Origin of the sequence: Bacillus safensis FO-36b, assembly GCF_000691165.1 — a bacterium.
Lineage (GTDB): Bacteria > Bacillota > Bacilli > Bacillales > Bacillaceae > Bacillus > Bacillus safensis.
Map to the genome: position 1 here is coordinate 91,832 of NZ_ASJD01000005.1, position 18,137 is coordinate 109,968.

22 protein-coding genes are annotated in these 18,137 nt (G+C 41.9%); 6 read left to right on the forward strand and 16 right to left on the reverse strand.

The window, feature by feature from the left end; translation table 11 throughout:
- Window positions 1-11: 11 nt before the first annotated feature.
- The 5 genes from BA81_RS12590 to BA81_RS12610 all read right to left on the reverse strand — a co-directional run bounded on the left by BA81_RS12590 (window position 12) and on the right by BA81_RS12610 (window position 3,896).
- Entirely contained in the window at window positions 12-1,043 is a 1,032-nt protein-coding gene (locus BA81_RS12590) for an NAD(P)H-dependent flavin oxidoreductase (RefSeq protein ID WP_034282526.1), read from the reverse strand.
- A gap of 16 nt (window positions 1,044-1,059) precedes the next feature.
- Window positions 1,060-1,461 (reverse strand): secondary thiamine-phosphate synthase enzyme YjbQ, encoded by a 402-nt coding sequence (locus BA81_RS12595; RefSeq protein WP_034282527.1) that lies wholly within the window; start codon window positions 1,459-1,461, stop codon window positions 1,060-1,062.
- 113 nt (window positions 1,462-1,574) lie between these two features.
- The gene (locus BA81_RS12600) at window positions 1,575-2,867 is read right to left on the reverse strand and encodes a hemolysin family protein (protein WP_024423287.1); all 1,293 of its coding nucleotides are present in this window, start codon (window positions 2,865-2,867) and stop codon (window positions 1,575-1,577) included.
- A gap of 48 nt (window positions 2,868-2,915) precedes the next feature.
- Window positions 2,916-3,590 carry a zinc metallopeptidase gene (locus BA81_RS12605; RefSeq protein ID WP_024423288.1) on the reverse strand — a complete coding sequence of 225 codons (675 nt, stop codon included), beginning with the start codon at window positions 3,588-3,590 and terminating at the stop codon, window positions 2,916-2,918.
- 81 nt (window positions 3,591-3,671) lie between these two features.
- Window positions 3,672-3,896, reverse strand: coding sequence for a YuzI family membrane protein (locus BA81_RS12610; protein ID WP_024423289.1), 225 nt, complete (start codon window positions 3,894-3,896; stop codon window positions 3,672-3,674).
- Window positions 3,897-4,022: 126 nt separating this feature from the next.
- Here BA81_RS12610 and BA81_RS12615 point away from each other — a divergent pair, with 126 nt between their 5' ends.
- Entirely contained in the window at window positions 4,023-5,009 is a 987-nt protein-coding gene (locus BA81_RS12615) for a potassium channel family protein (RefSeq protein WP_034282528.1), read from the forward strand.
- Here the strand turns inward: BA81_RS12615 and BA81_RS12620 are convergent.
- The 5 genes from BA81_RS12620 to BA81_RS12640 form a co-directional block, all read right to left on the reverse strand.
- Window positions 5,006-5,407, reverse strand: a complete 402-nt coding sequence (locus BA81_RS12620; RefSeq protein WP_024423291.1) for a YugN-like family protein — start codon at window positions 5,405-5,407, stop codon at window positions 5,006-5,008. The genes BA81_RS12615 and BA81_RS12620 overlap by 4 nt on opposite strands.
- A gap of 44 nt (window positions 5,408-5,451) precedes the next feature.
- The gene (locus BA81_RS12625; RefSeq protein WP_227001680.1) at window positions 5,452-5,655 is read right to left on the reverse strand and encodes a spore germination protein; all 204 of its coding nucleotides are present in this window, start codon (window positions 5,653-5,655) and stop codon (window positions 5,452-5,454) included.
- 111 nt (window positions 5,656-5,766) lie between these two features.
- Window positions 5,767-7,122, reverse strand: a complete 1,356-nt coding sequence (locus BA81_RS12630; RefSeq protein WP_034282529.1) for a glucose-6-phosphate isomerase — start codon at window positions 7,120-7,122, stop codon at window positions 5,767-5,769.
- Window positions 7,123-7,248: 126 nt separating this feature from the next.
- Window positions 7,249-8,421 carry an iron-containing alcohol dehydrogenase gene (locus BA81_RS12635; protein ID WP_034282532.1) on the reverse strand — a complete coding sequence of 391 codons (1,173 nt, stop codon included), beginning with the start codon at window positions 8,419-8,421 and terminating at the stop codon, window positions 7,249-7,251.
- Between the two features lie 120 nt (window positions 8,422-8,541).
- Window positions 8,542-9,705: an iron-containing alcohol dehydrogenase gene (locus BA81_RS12640; protein ID WP_034282535.1), complete on the reverse strand. Its 1,164-nt coding sequence runs from the start codon at window positions 9,703-9,705 to the stop codon at window positions 8,542-8,544.
- A 144-nt stretch (window positions 9,706-9,849) separates the two neighbouring features.
- Here BA81_RS12640 and BA81_RS12645 point away from each other — a divergent pair, with 144 nt between their 5' ends.
- Window positions 9,850-10,086, forward strand: coding sequence for a DUF378 domain-containing protein (locus BA81_RS12645; RefSeq protein ID WP_003212952.1), 237 nt, complete (start codon window positions 9,850-9,852; stop codon window positions 10,084-10,086).
- A 234-nt stretch (window positions 10,087-10,320) separates the two neighbouring features.
- Here BA81_RS12645 and yugI read toward each other — a convergent pair whose 3' ends face one another.
- From yugI to BA81_RS12660, 3 genes are all read right to left on the reverse strand, one after another.
- Window positions 10,321-10,713 carry a S1 domain-containing post-transcriptional regulator GSP13 gene (gene yugI / locus BA81_RS12650; protein WP_007500519.1) on the reverse strand — a complete coding sequence of 131 codons (393 nt, stop codon included), beginning with the start codon at window positions 10,711-10,713 and terminating at the stop codon, window positions 10,321-10,323.
- A gap of 198 nt (window positions 10,714-10,911) precedes the next feature.
- Window positions 10,912-12,105 (reverse strand): aminotransferase, encoded by a 1,194-nt coding sequence (locus BA81_RS12655; protein WP_034282537.1) that lies wholly within the window; start codon window positions 12,103-12,105, stop codon window positions 10,912-10,914.
- Complete coding sequence (locus tag BA81_RS12660; RefSeq protein WP_003213765.1) at window positions 12,106-12,606, reverse strand: Lrp/AsnC family transcriptional regulator; 501 nt, start codon at window positions 12,604-12,606, stop codon at window positions 12,106-12,108.
- Window positions 12,607-12,781: 175 nt separating this feature from the next.
- Between BA81_RS12660 and BA81_RS12665 the strand changes: the two genes are divergently transcribed.
- Window positions 12,782-13,606 carry an alpha/beta fold hydrolase gene (locus BA81_RS12665; protein ID WP_034282539.1) on the forward strand — a complete coding sequence of 275 codons (825 nt, stop codon included), beginning with the start codon at window positions 12,782-12,784 and terminating at the stop codon, window positions 13,604-13,606.
- On the opposite strand, the gene BA81_RS12670 is transcribed toward BA81_RS12665, so the two are convergent.
- On the reverse strand, window positions 13,603-13,863 hold the full coding sequence (locus BA81_RS12670) for a DUF1871 family protein (protein ID WP_034282542.1): 261 nt from the start codon (window positions 13,861-13,863) through the stop codon (window positions 13,603-13,605). The genes BA81_RS12665 and BA81_RS12670 overlap by 4 nt on opposite strands.
- 83 nt (window positions 13,864-13,946) lie before the next feature.
- Between BA81_RS12670 and BA81_RS12675 the strand changes: the two genes are divergently transcribed.
- Window positions 13,947-15,122, forward strand: a complete 1,176-nt coding sequence (locus BA81_RS12675; RefSeq protein ID WP_034282544.1) for a MalY/PatB family protein — start codon at window positions 13,947-13,949, stop codon at window positions 15,120-15,122.
- A gap of 330 nt (window positions 15,123-15,452) precedes the next feature.
- Window positions 15,453-16,745, forward strand: coding sequence for a sensor histidine kinase (locus tag BA81_RS12680; protein ID WP_034282546.1), 1,293 nt, complete (start codon window positions 15,453-15,455; stop codon window positions 16,743-16,745).
- Here the strand turns inward: BA81_RS12680 and BA81_RS12685 are convergent, their stop codons facing one another.
- Entirely contained in the window at window positions 16,746-16,925 is a 180-nt protein-coding gene (locus tag BA81_RS12685; RefSeq protein ID WP_034282549.1) for a hypothetical protein, read from the reverse strand.
- Window positions 16,926-17,017: 92 nt separating this feature from the next.
- Here BA81_RS12685 and kapB point away from each other — a divergent pair, with 92 nt between their 5' ends.
- On the forward strand, window positions 17,018-17,410 hold the full coding sequence (kapB, locus tag BA81_RS12690; RefSeq protein WP_025094193.1) for a kinase-associated lipoprotein KapB: 393 nt from the start codon (window positions 17,018-17,020) through the stop codon (window positions 17,408-17,410).
- Here kapB and kapD read toward each other — a convergent pair.
- A complete protein-coding gene (kapD, locus tag BA81_RS12695; protein WP_034282551.1) occupies window positions 17,407-18,024 on the reverse strand; it encodes a 3'-5' exonuclease KapD in 618 nt (205 codons plus the stop codon). The genes kapB and kapD overlap by 4 nt on opposite strands.
- Between the last annotated feature and the right edge of the window lie 113 nt (window positions 18,025-18,137).

Here is an 18,137-nt window from a genome sequence, read left to right on the forward strand (position 1 = left end):
CCATCATGATTTTATGTCTGCGTCAGTTCGTGCATGATGTCTTCAACGCTTAAAATCGAGTGAATACGTCCAACGCCCTGTCCTGCCCACAGAGCCATTTGATCAGGGTTACCTCCGGCAGCAGCTGCTTTTCGCATCGGTGTTGTGCATAGATGCTGAACTGGGTAAGGAAGAACCCTATCTTCATGCAGACTTTCATCCTCCATCCACTGATTCACAATACCTCTCGCTCTTTTCCCAGAAAAAAGCCTTGTCACCCTCGTTTCACTGCCTTCTGCCTTTAAAATGGCTTTCTTGTATACCTCTGCCGCAGCACTTTCCTGGCTGGCTAAAAATCGTGTGCCGATTTGAACCGCATCCGCTCCAAGCGCTAGCGCTGCTTTCATACCTAATCGGTTCGTGATGCCTCCTGCAGCTATCAAAGGCACACGGCAGAGCGGTTTGACGTCAGAGATCAGACTGATCAGCCCCACCAAGGCGTCTCCTTTTGCATGTAAAAATGTGCCGCGATGTCCCCCTGCTTCACTTCCTTGCAGCACAATAGCATCCATTCCTTTTTCCTCTAGAAGCAGTGCTTCCTCTTTTGTTGTCGCCGTTCCGATTAAAAAGATTCCCTTTTGTTTTAGGTGGTGAATCGTTTGTTCATTTGGACAGGCGAATGTAAAGGAAACGATCGGAACGTCTTCTTCCAGAAGAATGTTGATTTTCCGTTCAAAATCATCCCACAGCTCTTCTTCGCTTGGCATCCTATGAGCTTCGGGCCATACAGGCAGTCTCTTCTCCCAAAACGCCACATCCTCTTTTTTCACATCTGGAATTGGCTCTGGTACAAACACATTGACCTGAAACAGGCGAGATGTCAGCTGTTTGACCTGTCTAATCTGCTGTCTCAAATCGTCAGGCTGCACATATCCACTTGCCAAGCTGCCAAGCCCTCCGTAATTTGAAACAGCGGCTGCCAGCTGCGGTGTCACAGCTCCTCCTGCCATTGGTGCTTGGATGATTCCATGTTCGATTTGCAGTAACTTTTTGATGTCCCCCATTTATTTCCCCCATCTCTTACTCGTTTGACGACACTTGTACATAAAAATGACGATGCCTCGGCCCGTCAAACTCACAGAAATAGATTCCCTGCCACGTGCCAAGCACAAGATCTCCATCATGAATGAGAACATGCTGAGACGCCCCCATATAACTCGCTTTCATATGTGCAGCCGTATTTCCTTCCATATGGCGATCCTTTGGATGTTCCCACGGAAAAACTTCATCAAGCCGGCGAAGCATATCTCGTTTCACATCTGGATCCGCATTTTCATTAATGGTGATCCCTGCTGTCGTATGTGGACAATAGACGATGACAGTTCCGTTTTGTATGCCTGTTTCCCTGACATATTGGAGAACCTCATGTGTGACGTCGATCATATCATCGCGTCTGTCTGTTTGTAGATTGATTTTTTTCATATGAGCTGCTCCTTTTTCACGTTTCTATAAAAACCATACCCTTTTTATGTGAAACAAATCTTCTTATCTAAAGTTTACCAAGCAAAAAAACCTCGTCAAGCAATGCGAGGTTTTTAAGAAAAGTGAACCTTTTTGACTTCAATGGTTCGAATATGGTGGTCTTCAGCATCAATGATCGTAAATTCACAGCCTTCTGCTTCAATCGTATCCCCAATGTCAAAATCAAATTTATGCGTCATCATCCAGCCAGCAATTGTATCAACATCATCATTCTCAATGGCTAAATCCAATAAATCATTTACTTCATCAATCAATGCTTTCCCATCCATCACATAATGAAAATCACCTTTTTTAACGATGTGAGGTGTTTCATCCTGATCATATTCATCTCGAATCTCTCCGACAATTTCCTCTAATATGTCCTCCACTGTGACAAGTCCCGCTGTACCTCCGTATTCGTCTACGAGCACTGACATATGAATCCGTTCCTTTTGCATCAAAATGAGCAATTCTTGAACAGGGGTGCTTTCAATCACTCGGATCACCGGACGCATTAAGTCTTCAATCGATACATCTTGATTTAGAAAGCTGGCCTTAAATACATCTTTGCTGTTAATAACACCAATCACATGATCTTTGTCTTCTTTAATAACAGGGTAGCGTGTGTACCTTTCGTTCAGCATATAATGGGTCACGTCTTCTAAGGTCTGTTCAATCTCTATAGCTGAAATTTCTGTACGCGGAATCATGATCTCTCTTGCCACTCGGTTATCAAATTCAAAGATTTTATTCACATATTTGTACTCAGATTGGTTAATCTCACCCTTCTCATAGCTTTCAGATAAAATGAGACGCAATTCTTCCTCACTGATCGCCACTTCATGTTCTTTGACAGAATGATAACCAAATAATTTCACGATGCTTCGTGCAGCCCCATTTAATGCCTTAATAAACGGGTACATGACTTTATAGAAAAAGATGAGTGGTTTTGCTGTCACAAGGCTGACCGCCTCTGCCTTTTGAATGGCAATTGTTTTAGGCGCGAGTTCTCCCACAACGACATGTAAAAATGTAATGATCACAAATGCGATGATAAACGAAAGGATGTCAGTCAATGCAGAATGAAGCCCGATTTTTTCAAACAGCGGATGCAGAAAATGCTCCACCGTCGGCTCACCCAGCCACCCTAGACCTAAAGCCGTAATGGTAATGCCAAGTTGGCAGGCGGATAAATACTCGTCAAGATTTGATATCAGCTTTTGAACATGAATGGCTCTCTTATCCCCGCTTTCGATCAGCTGGTTGATTTTAGAGCCTCTAATTTTCACAATCGCAAATTCAGTGACAACAAAAAATGCTGTCGCAGCAATGAGTAATATGACTAAAAATACGTTTAAAATGTACAAAAAAACCCTTACCTAACAATGGTAAGGGCTCACCTCCTCTGGCATCAATTAATCATTACGGCCATTTAGGAAGATCATTACAAAACGGAGCAATTCAAACAGGGAGACAAGGGCCGCTGCTACGTATGTCAGAGCTGCAGCATTTAACACCTTGTTCACGCCTCTTTCTTCACTGCTTCTAATGATTCCTTCTGAAACAATGATATCTTTTGCACGAGAACTTGCATTAAACTCGACAGGCAATGTCACAAGCTGAAAGAATACAGCTGCTGAGAACAAAATGATCCCAAGCCCGATTAAGTTAAGGCTGCTGAGCAAAATTCCACCAAGGAAAAGAAGCGGAGCAACACCAGATGCAAAGTTCACGACAGGAAAGATCTTATGTCTCAAAACAAGCGCACCATAGGATTCCTGATGCTGCAAGGCATGTCCAACCTCGTGTGATGCGACTGAAATGGCCGAAATGGAGTGGCCGTAGTACACAGGTTCAGATAAACGAACCACACGCTGCGTCGGGTCGTAATGATCAGTCAAAGTTCCTCTTACCGGTTCAACGGGCACGTCATATAACCCGTTGCGATCTAAAATATATCGAGCGGTTTCAGCACCTGTTTTCATACTGGATGCTTCCACCTTTGAATACTTTTCAAAATTATTCTTCACTTTAAATTGTGCCCAAAATGATAAACCCAATGCGGCAAACGTTAAAAAATAAAAAAACAGCATGCTCATCAGCTTCCTTTTTATTTTATATATTTATTTACAATTTTAATGACTTTTATGTACCATGTACAGCAAAAAGCACTAGGTCTTTTTTAGGGGAATAACCGCACCAATGAAAAAGAAGAACACACCTAAGCAAGCTGTATAAAAGGTCCCTGTACCATAAAGGTCTTGAAAAAAGTGCAGCCATGAAAAATCATTCATAAAATGATTCACAGCATTTAAATCAAACACGAGTAAGATGACAGCTGATGATAAAAAGTGCACACCAATAAAAAGAAGTACGGTCTTTTGAACAAACGACATTCGAATTCCCTCCTTCTTCTCCCTTATTTTAAGATATGGGTTCTATTTCAATACATGACGAAGATGAAAAAATGTTTCCTCAATCGGGCATACTGACATTAGCAGTCTCCTGAAAGGAAGAGTCCGATGAAATCAAACCGTATCTTTATCGCTTGGCTAAGGTGGCCACTTTATCTTCGAATTGCCATTATAATCTGTTTCTTGCTTCTCTTTTTTGGACAATTAATCGTTTTACTTGAACCGAAGCAATATCATACGATCTTTGATGGGATCTGGTGGGCGCTTATTACAGTCTCTACGGTTGGTTACGGTGATTTTGTGCCGCAAACCATGCCAGGGCAGGTGGCAGGTATGGCGCTCATTTTTATCGGAGCCAGCTTTGTCACCGCTTATTTCGCCACACTTGCCGCCGCTGTATTCAGCAAGCAGCACCATTATGTTGAGGGCAAGGTAGCCTTTAAGGGGAATGGACACCTCATTATCGTCGGCTGGAATGAGAAGACAAACAAACTGCTTCAGTCGTTTCAAACGATTGATCCAGCCATGCCGATTGTGCTGATTGATGACTCCTTGAAAGAAGGGCCTCTTTTGGAAAATGTCCATTTTATTAAAGGACATGGGACCGAAGATGTCACACTTCGTAAAGCCAACATTACCGGTGCAGATGCAATCATGATTACCGCAGATCAGCATGAAAATGAAGTGACAGCCGATATGCAGAGTGTTTTAACCTTACTTGCAGCAAAAGGATTAAACCCTTCTCTATATTGTTTAATTGAAATCTTAACAGATCGTTACGTGAAGAATGCCGAGCGTGCTGGCGCTAACCAAGTCATTCATACCTCTGATGCTGTCAATCATTTAATGGTTGAACATTTTCTGATAAAGGAACAGCTTACGGCGTTTAAGAAAAAACGACATATGACGCTGCATAAACACGTCACCATCATACCTGTACCGGCTTCATTGGCTGGAGAAACATTCTTAACGGCGCTCCATCACTTTCTAGAGCATCATGTAATTATCGTTGGCGTACAAAAAAAAGAAGGACCCATGATGAATCCTCCCTTTGGCTATGAGCTTCATCCAGAGGATGAATTGATCAGCCTTTAAAGCAGTGCGTCTTCTAATTCCTTGACGAGCGAAAAGCCAATCTCAGCATAAGCCTTTGATACATCCCCATCTTTCTCTTTTGGTTCTTGGAATTGATTAAAGGATGCACCCACATTTCCAACCATCGCATGATCATCTAACTTATCTTGATAGACATGCTTTAAGAGAAATGGATGTCCCATTTTCACCACAACACCTGGCTGATCGAGCTGGCCTTTCTCGGCTGTAAAAGGAACTCTGAGAAAGGTATAGCCATCACGGTTATCAATTTTATAATCAAAATACCCGTGATCATAATCCCAGTTCCCATTAATGACATAACCGAGCGGCTTCATCGTTTCTTCTAAATGGTAAAGTGAAAAGCTTTCACCAGGCAGCCTGGATGGTACATGAATCATACGAAACCCTCCTTTTTGTATTAGGGTTCGTTAAAGAGAGGAATTCATACATTTCCTCTCGCGATTTGGACATTGTTTGTAAACGCGGCATCGAACAGGCTTTGATTGGATGATTGATTCGTCTCGTTATCACTGCCGGAACCCGCTGTTTCCTTCGTAGCACTCTTAGAACAAATGCGTCCGACATTGCCAAAGTTAACGATCGCCTGACCAGAAATATCATGAATATATATATGATTCGTCCTCATTTTTCACCCTCCTCTATTCATTATTCTATGTACAGCACACTGGAAAGCTTGCACAGGAACCTGAAGAAAACAAAAAAGGCACACCTTTATGAAAAGGTGTGCTTTTTGTTCTTATGATTGTTTTAAACGGCTTTCAAGCTCTGCTTTTTTCTCTTCGAAGCCTGGTTTTCCTAGTAAAGCAAACATATTCACTTTATAAGCTTCTACTCCAGGCTGATCAAATGGATTGACGCCTAGTAAATATCCAGACATCGCACATGCTTTCTCAAAGAAGTACACGAGGTATCCGAATGTATAAGCATCCATCTCAGGAATTGTCACGATAAGGTTCGGTACTTTTCCATCTGTATGGGCAAGCATCGTTCCTTCAAATGCTTTTTTATTGACGAAATCAACCGTTTTTCCTGCCAGATAGTTCAAGCCATCAAGGTCTTGTTCTTCTGCTTCAATTACAAGCTCATGTCGAGGCTTGTCTACACTCACGATTGTTTCAAACAAGTCTCTTCTTCCTTCTTGAACATATTGACCAAGTGAATGAAGATCTGTTGAGAAGTTAGCAGATGAAGGATAGATTCCTTTTTCATCTTTCCCTTCACTTTCACCGAATAATTGCTTCCACCATTCTGCGAAATATTGCAGACCTGGCTCATAGTTAATCAGCATTTCAATCGTTCTGCCTTTATTGTAAAGGACATTGCGGACGACAGCATATTGGTAAGCCGCATTTTCAGAAAGCTCCGATGAAGCGAAGTCTTCGCTTGCTTTTGCTGCACCTTCCATCATCTGATCAATATCTGCACCGCTCACAGCGATTGGCAAAAGACCGACTGCTGTTAATACTGAATAGCGTCCACCAACATCATCCGGGATGATAAATGATTCGTAGCCTTCTTCAGTTGCTAATGTTTTAAGTGCACCGCGTGCCTTGTCAGTTGTCGCATAAATACGTTTTTTCGCTTCTTCAGCACCGTATTTTTCAATGAGGAGCTTTTTAAAGATGCGGAACGCAATGGCTGGCTCTGTTGTTGTACCAGATTTTGAAATCACGTTAATGGAGAAATCTGCATCTTCCAATAGATCCATTACATCTGTTAAATAAGATGAACTGATGTTGTTTCCAATAAAAATGATTTGCGGTGTCTTGCGCTTGCCTTTTGGCAAAGTGTTATAGAAAGTATGGTTCAAAAATTCAATCGCGGCACGTGCCCCTAGATATGACCCGCCGATTCCGACAACGAGCAGGACGTCAGAGTCAGATTTAATTTTGTCTGCACTTTTTTTAATGCGGGCAAATTCTTCGCGGTCATATTGCTTCGGCAAGTCCACCCAGCCTAAATAGTCACTGCCTGCACCCGTTTGTTCATGAATATTATGATGGGCTACCTTCACAAAATCTTTTAAATATGTAAGCTCATGTTCTTGAAAGAAAGGTAACGCTTTCGAGTAGTCAAATTGAATATGTGTCATCGCTTGTAAGCCCTCCATTACGTTAGTTCTGTCCCTTTCACTTTAGCGGAACTAGCTTTTGAAATCAAGTGATCGTCACTGGCATGGCAAAAAGCCGCTTCTCTTGTTGAGAAGCGGCAATCTGGATTATAAAGAAGCTTTCAAAATCGATAGAATATCATCACGGTTAAGTTTCATAAAGTTACCAAAACCACCGTATTCCATCTCTTTTGCTGCAATGTCGGCAATTTTGTCCAGCTGATCTTCACCAATATCATAATCCGCTAAACGGCTTGGTGCACCGAGACTTGTCCAGAACGCTGACAGTTTGTCGATCCCTTCTAATGCGATGTCACGATCTGACTTTCCGTCTGTTTCGATGTCAAACATGTTCAGCATAAGGTTTTTAAAACGTTCTACATTATGATCGAGCGTGTGGCGCATCCAGTTTGGGAAGAGGATAGCAAGCCCGCCTGCATGCGGAATGTCATAGACAGCCGATACAGCATGCTCAATCGTATGGGACGCCCAGTCGCCAAAGTAACCCATTTGCAGCGTGCCATTTAAAGCAATCGTTCCTGCATATAGAATCGTTTCACGATGCTCATAGTTTTGTAAGTCTTCCAGCAGTTTTGGTGCTGTCTCGATGACTGTTTGAAGAACAGCAAAACACATCCGGTCCTGTAAAGGCGTGTTTTTCACATTATGGAAGTATTGCTCAAAAACGTGGCTCATCATATCGACCATACCATACACCGTCTGGTTTTCTGGCACAGAATACGTATGCTCAGGGTCTAGAATTGAAAAAGCTGGGTGAGTGACAGAGCTGCCCCACACATATTTTTCATTCGTTTCCCAGTTTGTGATGACAGAGTCTGGATTCATTTCTGAACCAGTTGCTGCAAGTGTCAGCACTGTGCCAAACGGCAGTGCTTTTTGAGCGGTTGTTTTCTTTGAAATAATATCCCACACATCACCGTCATACTCTGCTCCGGCTGCAATTGCTTTTGTACAGTCGATCACACTTCCGCCGCCAACGGCTAATAAGAAATCAATGTTCTCCTTTTGGCAGATATCGATTCCCTTTTTCACTGTTGTGAGGCGCGGGTTTGGTTCAACGCCAGACAGCTCAAACACTTCTGCATCTGCTTCATTTAACGCACTGATGACATTGTCATAAAGACCATTTTTCTTAATGCTGCCGCCGCCATATACAAGTAACACTCGTTTTCCATAACGAGCGAGTTCGCTTTTGAGTCCTTCTAGCTGTCCTTTTCCAAACATCAATTTTGTTGGGTTATAGTAAATAAAATTCTCCATCTGTTGAAACATCTCCTTACAACGAATATATCCAAAAACATGAAAGACTACTGTAACATATGTACACAATGAACTCAAAAAAGATAACTGCCCGCAAGCAGCTATCCCTTTATTGTTCAATTATAAAGAAGCGTTCAAAATGGCTAAAACATCTTCTTTGTTCAGCTTTTTAAATTGACCAAATTCACCGCGTGCCATTGCACGGTCTGCAATTAAATCAATTTTCTCATCGTTGATGTCATAATCGGCTAAACGACTTGGTGCACCAAGACTTGTCCAGAAAGCTGACAGCTTGTCAATTCCTTCTAAGCCGACTTCTTCATCTGTTTTGCCCGCAGGATCTACATCGAATACACGGACCGCTAATTGTTTAAAACGGCCTGGGTTTTCTTGAATCACATGTTTCATCCAGTTCGGGAACAAGATTGCAAGACCGCCTGCATGGGGGATATCATAAACAGCTGATACTGCATGCTCAATGTTATGAGAAGCCCAGTCACCACGTGCCCCCATTGAAAGCATGCCATTAAGCGCAATTGTGCCAGTGAATAAAATCGTTTCACGGAGCTCATAGTTCTCTAGATCGTTGATCAACTTCGGTGCCGTTTCAATGACAGTGCGAAGAAGTCCTTCACACATACGATCTTGGTAAGGTGTATTTTCTGTGTGATGGAAATATTGTTCGAACACATGTGACATCATGTCAACCATGCCATAAATCGTATGGTTTTTAGGCACAGTGAATGTGTTGACTGGATCAAGAATAGAGAATTTCGGGAAAACTGCTGGACTTCCCCAGCCATACTTCTCATTTGTTTCCCAGTTTGTGATGACTGATCCAGAGTTCATTTCAGAGCCTGTTGCGGCAAGTGTTAACACAGTACCGAACGGAATAGCTTCCATTGGGACGTGCTTGCGTGTCACGATATCCCAAGCATCTCCATCGTACTTCGCACCAGCTGCGATTGCTTTCGTCGCATCAATGACACTGCCGCCGCCAACTGCCAAAATAAAATCAATGTCGTTCTCTTTGCAAAGTTCGACCCCTTTTCTTACTGTTGTTAAGCGCGGGTTAGGCTCCACACCAGCAAGTTCAGTGATTGCAGCTCCTGATTCTTTTAGGATGCTGACAACTTGGTCATAAAGGCCGTTTCGTTTAATACTGCCTCCACCATATACAAGTAATACGTTTTTTCCGTAGTGTTTGAGTTCATCTGAAAGGGCTGATACTTCTCCCTTTCCAAAAATTAATTTCGTTGGGTTCCAATAAGTAAATCGATCCATGTGATCTCCTCCTCGCGCTACATTATGCGCCTCATTCATTCCAAAAGTAAAGTAATTTGCTTTCATCCATTTTCTTACGCATAGTTTGGCTAAAAATCTGCAAAATATAAATGTATTGATGCTGTAGCGAAAGGAGGAATCACGATGAGTGCTATTCAGCGTATTGCCCTCGTGCTCACGATTATCGGTGCTATTAACTGGGGACTAATCGGCTTTTTTCAATTTGACTTAGTAGCAGCGATCTTTGGCGGACAAGGTTCTGCATTATCACGTATTATTTATGGTCTTGTTGGAATTGCAGGTCTTGTCAACCTTGGTCTGTTGTTCAAACCAAGCGAAGAAGCTGTTCGCCGTGACGAGCCGAACCCAGAAGTTCGTTAAATAAAAAGACATAAAAAAGGCTGCCTACATGAGGCAGCCTCAGCATGTAGACAAACCCTCGCATTCTTTGTCAGGTCTGCGCGCTGGTGCTCACGAATTCTAAATTCGTCCGCAAAAGTGCCCGCTTTTCCTAGACTTCAAAGGTTTTCTATCACGCTGAAAAAGAAGACAAAGGGCTAAAATTTTAGCCCTTTGTCAACAATCTAAGGCACCGTTTGGAGCGGTGCTTTTTTATTATTTCTTGATAAGGTCTTTACGGTTTGATTGCTCAATCCACTCTTCAAGTTTATCTTTAAGCGTATTGAAACCTTGTGGTGCAGCAGCTTCTTCTTTCACTTGCTGTGGTCTTTGTTTCTTTGGTTTGCTTTCTTTTCTTTCAGGTGCATCTTGTGTCGCACGGATAGAAAGGCTGATTTTACCTGCATTTTCATCAACAGAAAGAACTTTTACTTGTACTTCGTCACCAATTGAAAGGTGCTCGTTGATGTCTTTTACAAAGCCATGTGTTACTTCAGAAATATGCACAAGTCCTTGAGTTTCTTCATCTAATGCAACAAACGCACCATACGCTTGTAATCCTGTTACTTTACCAGTGTAAACACTGCCTACTTCAAACTTTGTCGCCATGATAACAACTCCTAAATAAATGTTTTAATATTCGTTTATACGCAATTAAAAACTATATCACAGAACAGGCAGTTACGCAAAATATTTTTTAAATGGGTTTAGATGAGATCAAAAGGGGGAATACCTGAAAACAAGAATGCTTTCTAGTATTCCCCCCTAATTTGTGAGGCATGAGTCCATTTGGATTGATGCCTTTTTTTATTTTAAGATGGCTGATGCTTCTTCCTTCACTTGTCGAGCCTGCAAAAAGCGCTGTATTCTTGAAAGTGATTCCTGAAGATGATCAAGTGACGAAGCATATGAACAGCGAATATGACCTTCACCGCTCGGTCCGAAAACATTCCCAGGAACAACGGCCACTTTTTCGCTTAGGAGCAGCTCCTCAGCAAATTGTTCTGACGTCATGCCTGTGCTTTTAATCGATGGGAACGCGTAAAACGCTCCATTTGGCTGGTGGCATGTGAGTCCTAGTTCATTAAGGGAGCCGACAAACAAATTACGGCGCCTTCTGTAGCTTTTTTTCATTTTCTCCACATCTTCAAGTCCATTTTTTAATGCTTCTTCTGCCGCATATTGTGCCATCGCCGGCGCGCACATCATAGAATATTGATGTATTTTCAGCATGGCATCGCGCAGTACAGGTGGTGCTGCCACATATCCTAAACGCCAGCCCGTCATGGCAAACCCTTTAGAAAAGCCTGAGATCAAGATCGTTCTTTCCTTCATATCTTGAATAGCCGCCACGCTTGTAAAAGCTTCATCGTATGTCAGCTCTGCATAAATCTCATCCGTAATAATGAGCAGGTCATGCTCTTTCGCAAATTGAGCAATATCTTCAAGCTCTTCCTTTGAATAAACAGACCCAGTCGGATTTGATGGCGAGCAAAGCAAAATGGCTTTTGTCTTCGGCGTCAGCTTTGTGCGAAGATCAGCAGAATCTGCTTTGAAATCTTTTTCAGCGGTTGTACTTAAATAGACAGGCACGCCGCCTGCAAGTGTCGTAAGTGCCCCGTATGCTACGAAACAAGGCTCTGGAATGATCACTTCATCCCCGCTGTTTAAAATCGCACGAAAGGCCAAATCAAGTGCCTGGCTTCCGCCAACTGTGATAATGAGTTCTTCTTCTGGACTGTAGTTAATGTGAAACCGCTTATATAAATAGTGGCTCAGTTCTTTTCGCAAAGAAATTAAACCTGCATTCGCCGTATAAGAGGTCAGCCCTTGTTCTAATGACATAATACTTGCCTCTCTGACATTCCAAGCTGTCACGAAATCTGGCTCGCCGACACCAAGGGAGATAACCCCCTCCATTGTGGCAGCCAAATCAAAGAATTTCCGAATACCTGACGGCTGAATGCTTTGTACCGTTTCAGATAAATAAGACTTTTTCATTTAAGGAGACACCACGATTCTTTTGTCATCGTCTCCTGTTTCAAACACTTTCCCATCATGTTTATATCTTTTCAAAATAAAGTGGGTAGTTGTTGAAACAACGGAATCAAGTGTCGATAATTTTTCAGATACGAAGCGGGCAATATCAGACATTGATCTTCCGCGGATCACAACGGAAAGATCATAAACACCTGACATGAGATAGACAGACTCCACTTCCTGAAACCGATAAATCCGTTCAGCAATTTCATCAAATCCGACGCCTCTTTTTGGTGTCACTTTTACATCAATCATTGCTGTAACGCCTTCATGACCATCCACTTTTCGCCAGTCAATCATGGTTGAATAATCAATAATGACTTTTTGATCTTCAAGTTTTTGAATGATGGCTTCGGCTTCTTCTGTTGTCACGCCTGCCATTTTTGCAATTGTATTTAAATCGGCGCGGCTGTTTTCATCTAAAATCTCTAATATTTCAGTTTCTTTTTCTGTTAGTTTCATTTGATTTCACACCTCAGATTATAAAAGCTAGTTTTAAAAAATCTTCTGAACATTATAGCACGTTTTTCCCATTATGCTAAGCAGGGAAAAGATTCTATTAATAGCTTAAAATCCACTTTTTAGGGTACAATACAGTCACCTAACAGAGAGAGTATCAAGTATCGGAGTGAAGAATGTGGACATTGTTCAGCCAGCTTATATGAAAAGTACATTCGGTTTAGACATCTATTACGAGTACTATCCAAATGAGGGCAAGAAGACATTGATCTTAATTCACGGTCTCTTCTCTTCTACCTTCAGCTATCGAAAGCTCATCCCGCTTCTGAAACAGGATTTCAATTTAATTGCAATTGATCTGCCGCCATTTGGACAGTCCGAGAAGTCGAATACGTTTATTTACAGCTATCGCAACATGGGAAAAATTATTATAGAGCTAGCTGGTTATTTACAGATTCGGCATGCGATTCTAGTGGGTCATTCAATGGGTGGACAAATCGCCTTATACGCTGCATCTGAACGGCCGGACCTATTTGAAAAGGCGGTTCTATTGTGCAGCTCTGGCTATTTGAATAAGTCAAAAAGATCACTTGTTTACAGCACATATATTCCTTATTTTTATCTGTATCTAAAAAGAAAGCTTTTAAAACAGGGCATTATGAAAAATTTAACGGCTGTTGTGCATGATCATTCCATCATTGATCAAGAGATGGTCGACGGCTATTTAAAGCCGTTTTCAGATGATCAAATCTTTCGGGGGATATTTCGTTTGATTCGGCACCGGGAAGGAGATTTGACCTCGGACGTTTTAAAGAAAATGGAAACACCCGTGCTGCTCATTTGGGGCGAGGAAGATCGAATCGTTCCCATTCAAATAGGCGAAAGACTGCACAAAGATCTGCCAAATTCAACCTTGCATGCATTAAAAAAAACCGGGCACCTCATTCCTGAGGAAAATCCGGTCTTTGTGTCTGATCAAATCGGACAGTTCAGCCTGTCTTAGCGTGAACAGGAGCTGCTGTCTCTTATGGCAAAAAGCTGATTCGCTGTATGCTGACAGCTCTCTAGCGGAAGAAGCTGTTCAAATGAGTGATGGTAGATGGCTTGAATCTCTTTTGCTAAAGATAACGGGTCTTCTGCGTCGTATAATGCACTGATGACGTCAGCAGGCTCCGTTTCATAAAAATCCTCTCCATAATGAAAAGGGTCCCATGCCTTAATGAATTGAATCATCTCTTCTACAGCTTGACTATCTTTCATCGGTATCACCGCTTATAATAAATTTTGTGATGTTTATTTTAGCACAACCAAGAATGGTTGAAAAACAGCTAGAGGTGGGTTTCATGAATTTCGACGAACAGATCATACGTAAAGGTTCAAAATCAGTGAAATGGGATCAAGCAGAGTCTTTGTTCCTGACAACAGATGCCCTCCCGATGTGGGTGGCTGATATGGATTTTAAAGCGCCGCAGGTCGTCCTTGATGCATTGAAAGAGCGATTAGACCACGGTGTATTTGGCTATGCATTTCAAGATCAGGATACGCAGCAGGCAGTCGCTGGATGGCTCAAAAGAAGACATGGATGGACAATTCAGACAGATGCCGTCACCTTCACACCAGGAATTGTAACGGCACTTAGTTTTGCTGTTCAAGCCTTTACAGCACCGCACGACGAAGTAGTTATACAGTCACCAGTGTATACACCTTTTTATCAAATGATTGAACGAAATGGACGTACAGTCTCAACCAATCCTTTAAAAATAGAAAACAACCGCTATATGATGGATTTTGATGATTTAGAGAAAAAACTGAGCAGACCACAAGCAAAGCTCATGTTCCTTTGCCATCCGCATAATCCGTCCGGAAGAGCATGGTCAAAAGAGGAATTAAAGCGAGTCGGAGACCTATGTGTGAAGCATGGAGTCACAGTCGTTTCAGATGAGATTCACTCGGATTTGATGCTTTACGGGAAGCAGCATGTGCCCTTCGCCAGCCTTTCTGACGACATTGCACATATCACGGTAACGTGTATTGCGCCGAGTAAAACCTTTAATCTAGCAGGGCTCCAGGCATCTGCTATTATCATTTCAGATGAAGAAAAAAGAACCCTTTTCACGAATGAAGTGCAAAGAAACGGACTGTCCAAACTGAATGCCTTTGCGATTCCAGCGATGGAAGCAGCATACCGCCACGGGGATGAGTGGCTTGATGCCCTTGTTCTTTATCTCGAAGGCAATATGAAAACGGCGATGGACTATATCGACGAAAATCTTCCAAATATGCGTTATATGAAACCAGATGCTTCTTATTTATTGTGGCTGGACATTCGGGATTATCAATTCAGTCAAGCGGAATTGAAACGGAATCTGCTGAAAAAAGGGAAAGTGATCCTAGAGCTTGGCCACGTGTACGGACACGAAGGAGACGGCTTTATTCGGATGAATCTCGGCTGTCCTGCTGAAACAGTCAGAGAAGGACTGAAACGTCTCCACCAAGCGTTCACGCTATCAGCTGAATAAGACCTATACGATAGAAAGAACATCCTAACGGGTGTTCTCAGCGTGTAGACAAACCCTCGCATTCTTTGTCAGTCCTGCGTGCTGGTGCTCACGAATGTCAAATTCGCTCCGCGCCAGTACTCGTCCTTCCTAGACTTCAAAGGTTTTCTATCACGCTGAAAAGAAGACAAAGGGCTAAAATCAAGATCATTTTAGCCCTTTGTCAGCAATCTGAGAACATCCTAACGGGTGTTCTTTTTAAAGAAAAAAACCCTCCTTTTATCATATCTACTTTGTAAATGAAATGATATAATGAGAGGAATTACAATTATTTACGAGGAGAGCATTTAAATGGAAATGTTCAAGGATTTTCTGCTCCATGTATCTTTTATTCTATTTCCAATCTTTTTATATCATGCGCTATGGCTAAGCCGGACCCCTGCTCATTTCCCAAAAACGAATAAACTGCTCATCACAGTATTCGCATCCATCTCTTCAGCACTATGTATTATGTATCCAGTTGGTTCGATTTTAGATTTGCAGACTGGGCTTCAATCTATTCCCCTTGTGCTTGCTATTTTATACGGAGGATACATGGCGGGGATCGTTGCCATCTTGATAAGCATCATTGTCAAATTCGTGATGTACGGCTCTTTCTTATGGATTGGGCTCATCGTTGTCCCAATTTACTTTTTCATCCCATTCCTGTTCTACCGAAAATGGCATCAATATTCGAAGCCAAATAAGCTGTTTTACGGAGTGCTTATCGGTTTATCCAAAGGATTCTTTATTTACATTGGCCTGCTTGCGGTCAGCTTAATGGCATACAGCCCAGCTTTTATTATGCAGCAAAAGCTCCTTGAGTTATTTTTCTCAACTCTTTACTACATATTCTTTCTTGTGCTCAGTATCTATTCCATTGAATTCGTGAAAGAAAATGCGGAAATGAGATCACAGCTTGTCCAGTCAGAAAAACTGACCATTGTAAGTGAACTTGCTGCAAGCGTTGCCCATGAAGTACGCAATCCGCTGACAGTTGTGAGAGGCTTTATTCAATTGCTCTTTTCGAGTGATAATACAAAAGAACCACCTGCCAATAAAGATTATAAGAATCTCGTTCTGTCCGAGTTAGACCGTGCGCAGGACATTATCACGAGCTATCTTGACATTGCAAAACAAAACTATTATCAAATAGAATCTCTTAATCTCTCTAAATTACTTGAGGAATGTGCATCACTGATGACATCCTATGCGAATTTTAAATCGGTCACAATTCATCAATCCATTGAACCTGATTTATACATTCAAGGGGATGTAACGAAGATCAAGCAAGTCATGATTAATTTAATCAAAAATGCGATAGAAGCGGCTCCTGAACATGAAGGGAAAATAGAACTTTTTGCTTCAAAAGAAAATCATAAGATCTGCCTTTATTTCGTTGATAACGGTGTAGGTATGACAGAAAGCCAAATGAAAAAGCTTGGCGAACCCTATTACACCTTGAAAAATAAAGGGACTGGGCTTGGGCTGACAGTGACTTTTTCTATTATTGAAAATCACCATGGAACCATTCGTTTCAAAAGCTCGCTGCAATCTGGAACAACCGTCACCGTGAAATTTCCTGAAGATACAAGAAGAAAATGATTAATCCATTTTTTTTGTTCTTTTTTCATCTATGCGCTCCTGCTTCTTAGATGCACGAACGATGAGCCGAAAACAAATAAATGCAGCAATAAAGAAAATCACCGTGGTGATAGCCGCTGGGATGTACTCCCTTTTATCTTCAGGAAAATATAGTAGAAAAAGTACGATGAACGACATCATTCGCCATTCCCCCCCTTTTGCTCGTTTACTTCACTATATTGGCTAAAAGAAATGAAATACCTTCCGATAAGAAGGAAATGGAGGAATTTCACATGACAGACATTCAAATTGGACAAGTTGTGAAAGGTTTTTATAAAACAGGTGTATACGTTGGGGAAGTGACAGCAGTGAAACCATCGACCTATCTCGTTCAAGTAAAAGCCGTTCTGACACATCCCACTCAAGGCGACCTGCATCATCCGAAAGAAGCAGACGTGCCTTTTTTCCAAGAGAGGCGGGCTTTGGCCTATAGAGAACAGACAAATATCCCTCATCATATGGTGAAGCCTTATGATGGCGATATACCTGATTATGAAGAGTCACTGAAAGAAGCTGTAGATAAATTGAAACAAGCACTCCGTGCGGATGATTCTAAATGGGCTGAAAAATCAAGAGCGTGCCTATCTTCTCTTGAAAAAGATTATTTTCCAGAAGACGTCCGCTAATCAGCCGAATCAAAAAAATGTGAGAAATCGATCAGCTCACCAATTTTGGTTGTTTGCGGATTTTCCACATATGCTCTGTCTTTTTCAAAAAGGGTGAACAGCTGATAAGTCGTCATGGCATCATCGAGTGCTTTATGATGCTTACCAGCTCCTTCACTGCCGTATTCCTTTGCCGCTTTTCGAAGCCCTGTCAGTGTGCGGTCACCAAAAAAGGTTTTATATTCAAAAGCCAGATCCCTCAGCTTCCCCTTAAAAGGAAAGTTAATATGATTGAGCATACAATTTTGCTTCAGTACCTTCATGTCCATGTTGCCCCACGTAATAATCTCACAATTCTCTCCCCCATCAAGTGACACGAGCTTCTCGATAAACGCCTCAAATGAAATCCCGCTCTCTACATCCTCCTGCGTAATTCCGAGGAAAGATTTACAGCGCTTCGTCAGCTTCGGGAACTTTTTCGGTTTGACGTAGCTAGAGAATGTGTCTATGATCGTTTCATCTGCTGCTTTCACTACCCCAGCTTCAATAATTTCAGGAAAAAAGTTTTGTGGATGATATTTTCCATCAGGCATCGTAAATTCAAAATCGACCACAAGCACCGTCTTCTGTTCCACCAGTTTCACCTCACTTTTTCGTCAGCTTTTCATTCTCATACCATTATATTAAGACGGACCTTGAAATCACTTCATTTTCGTGAAAATAATGCAGATTCACTATGCCCAACCTA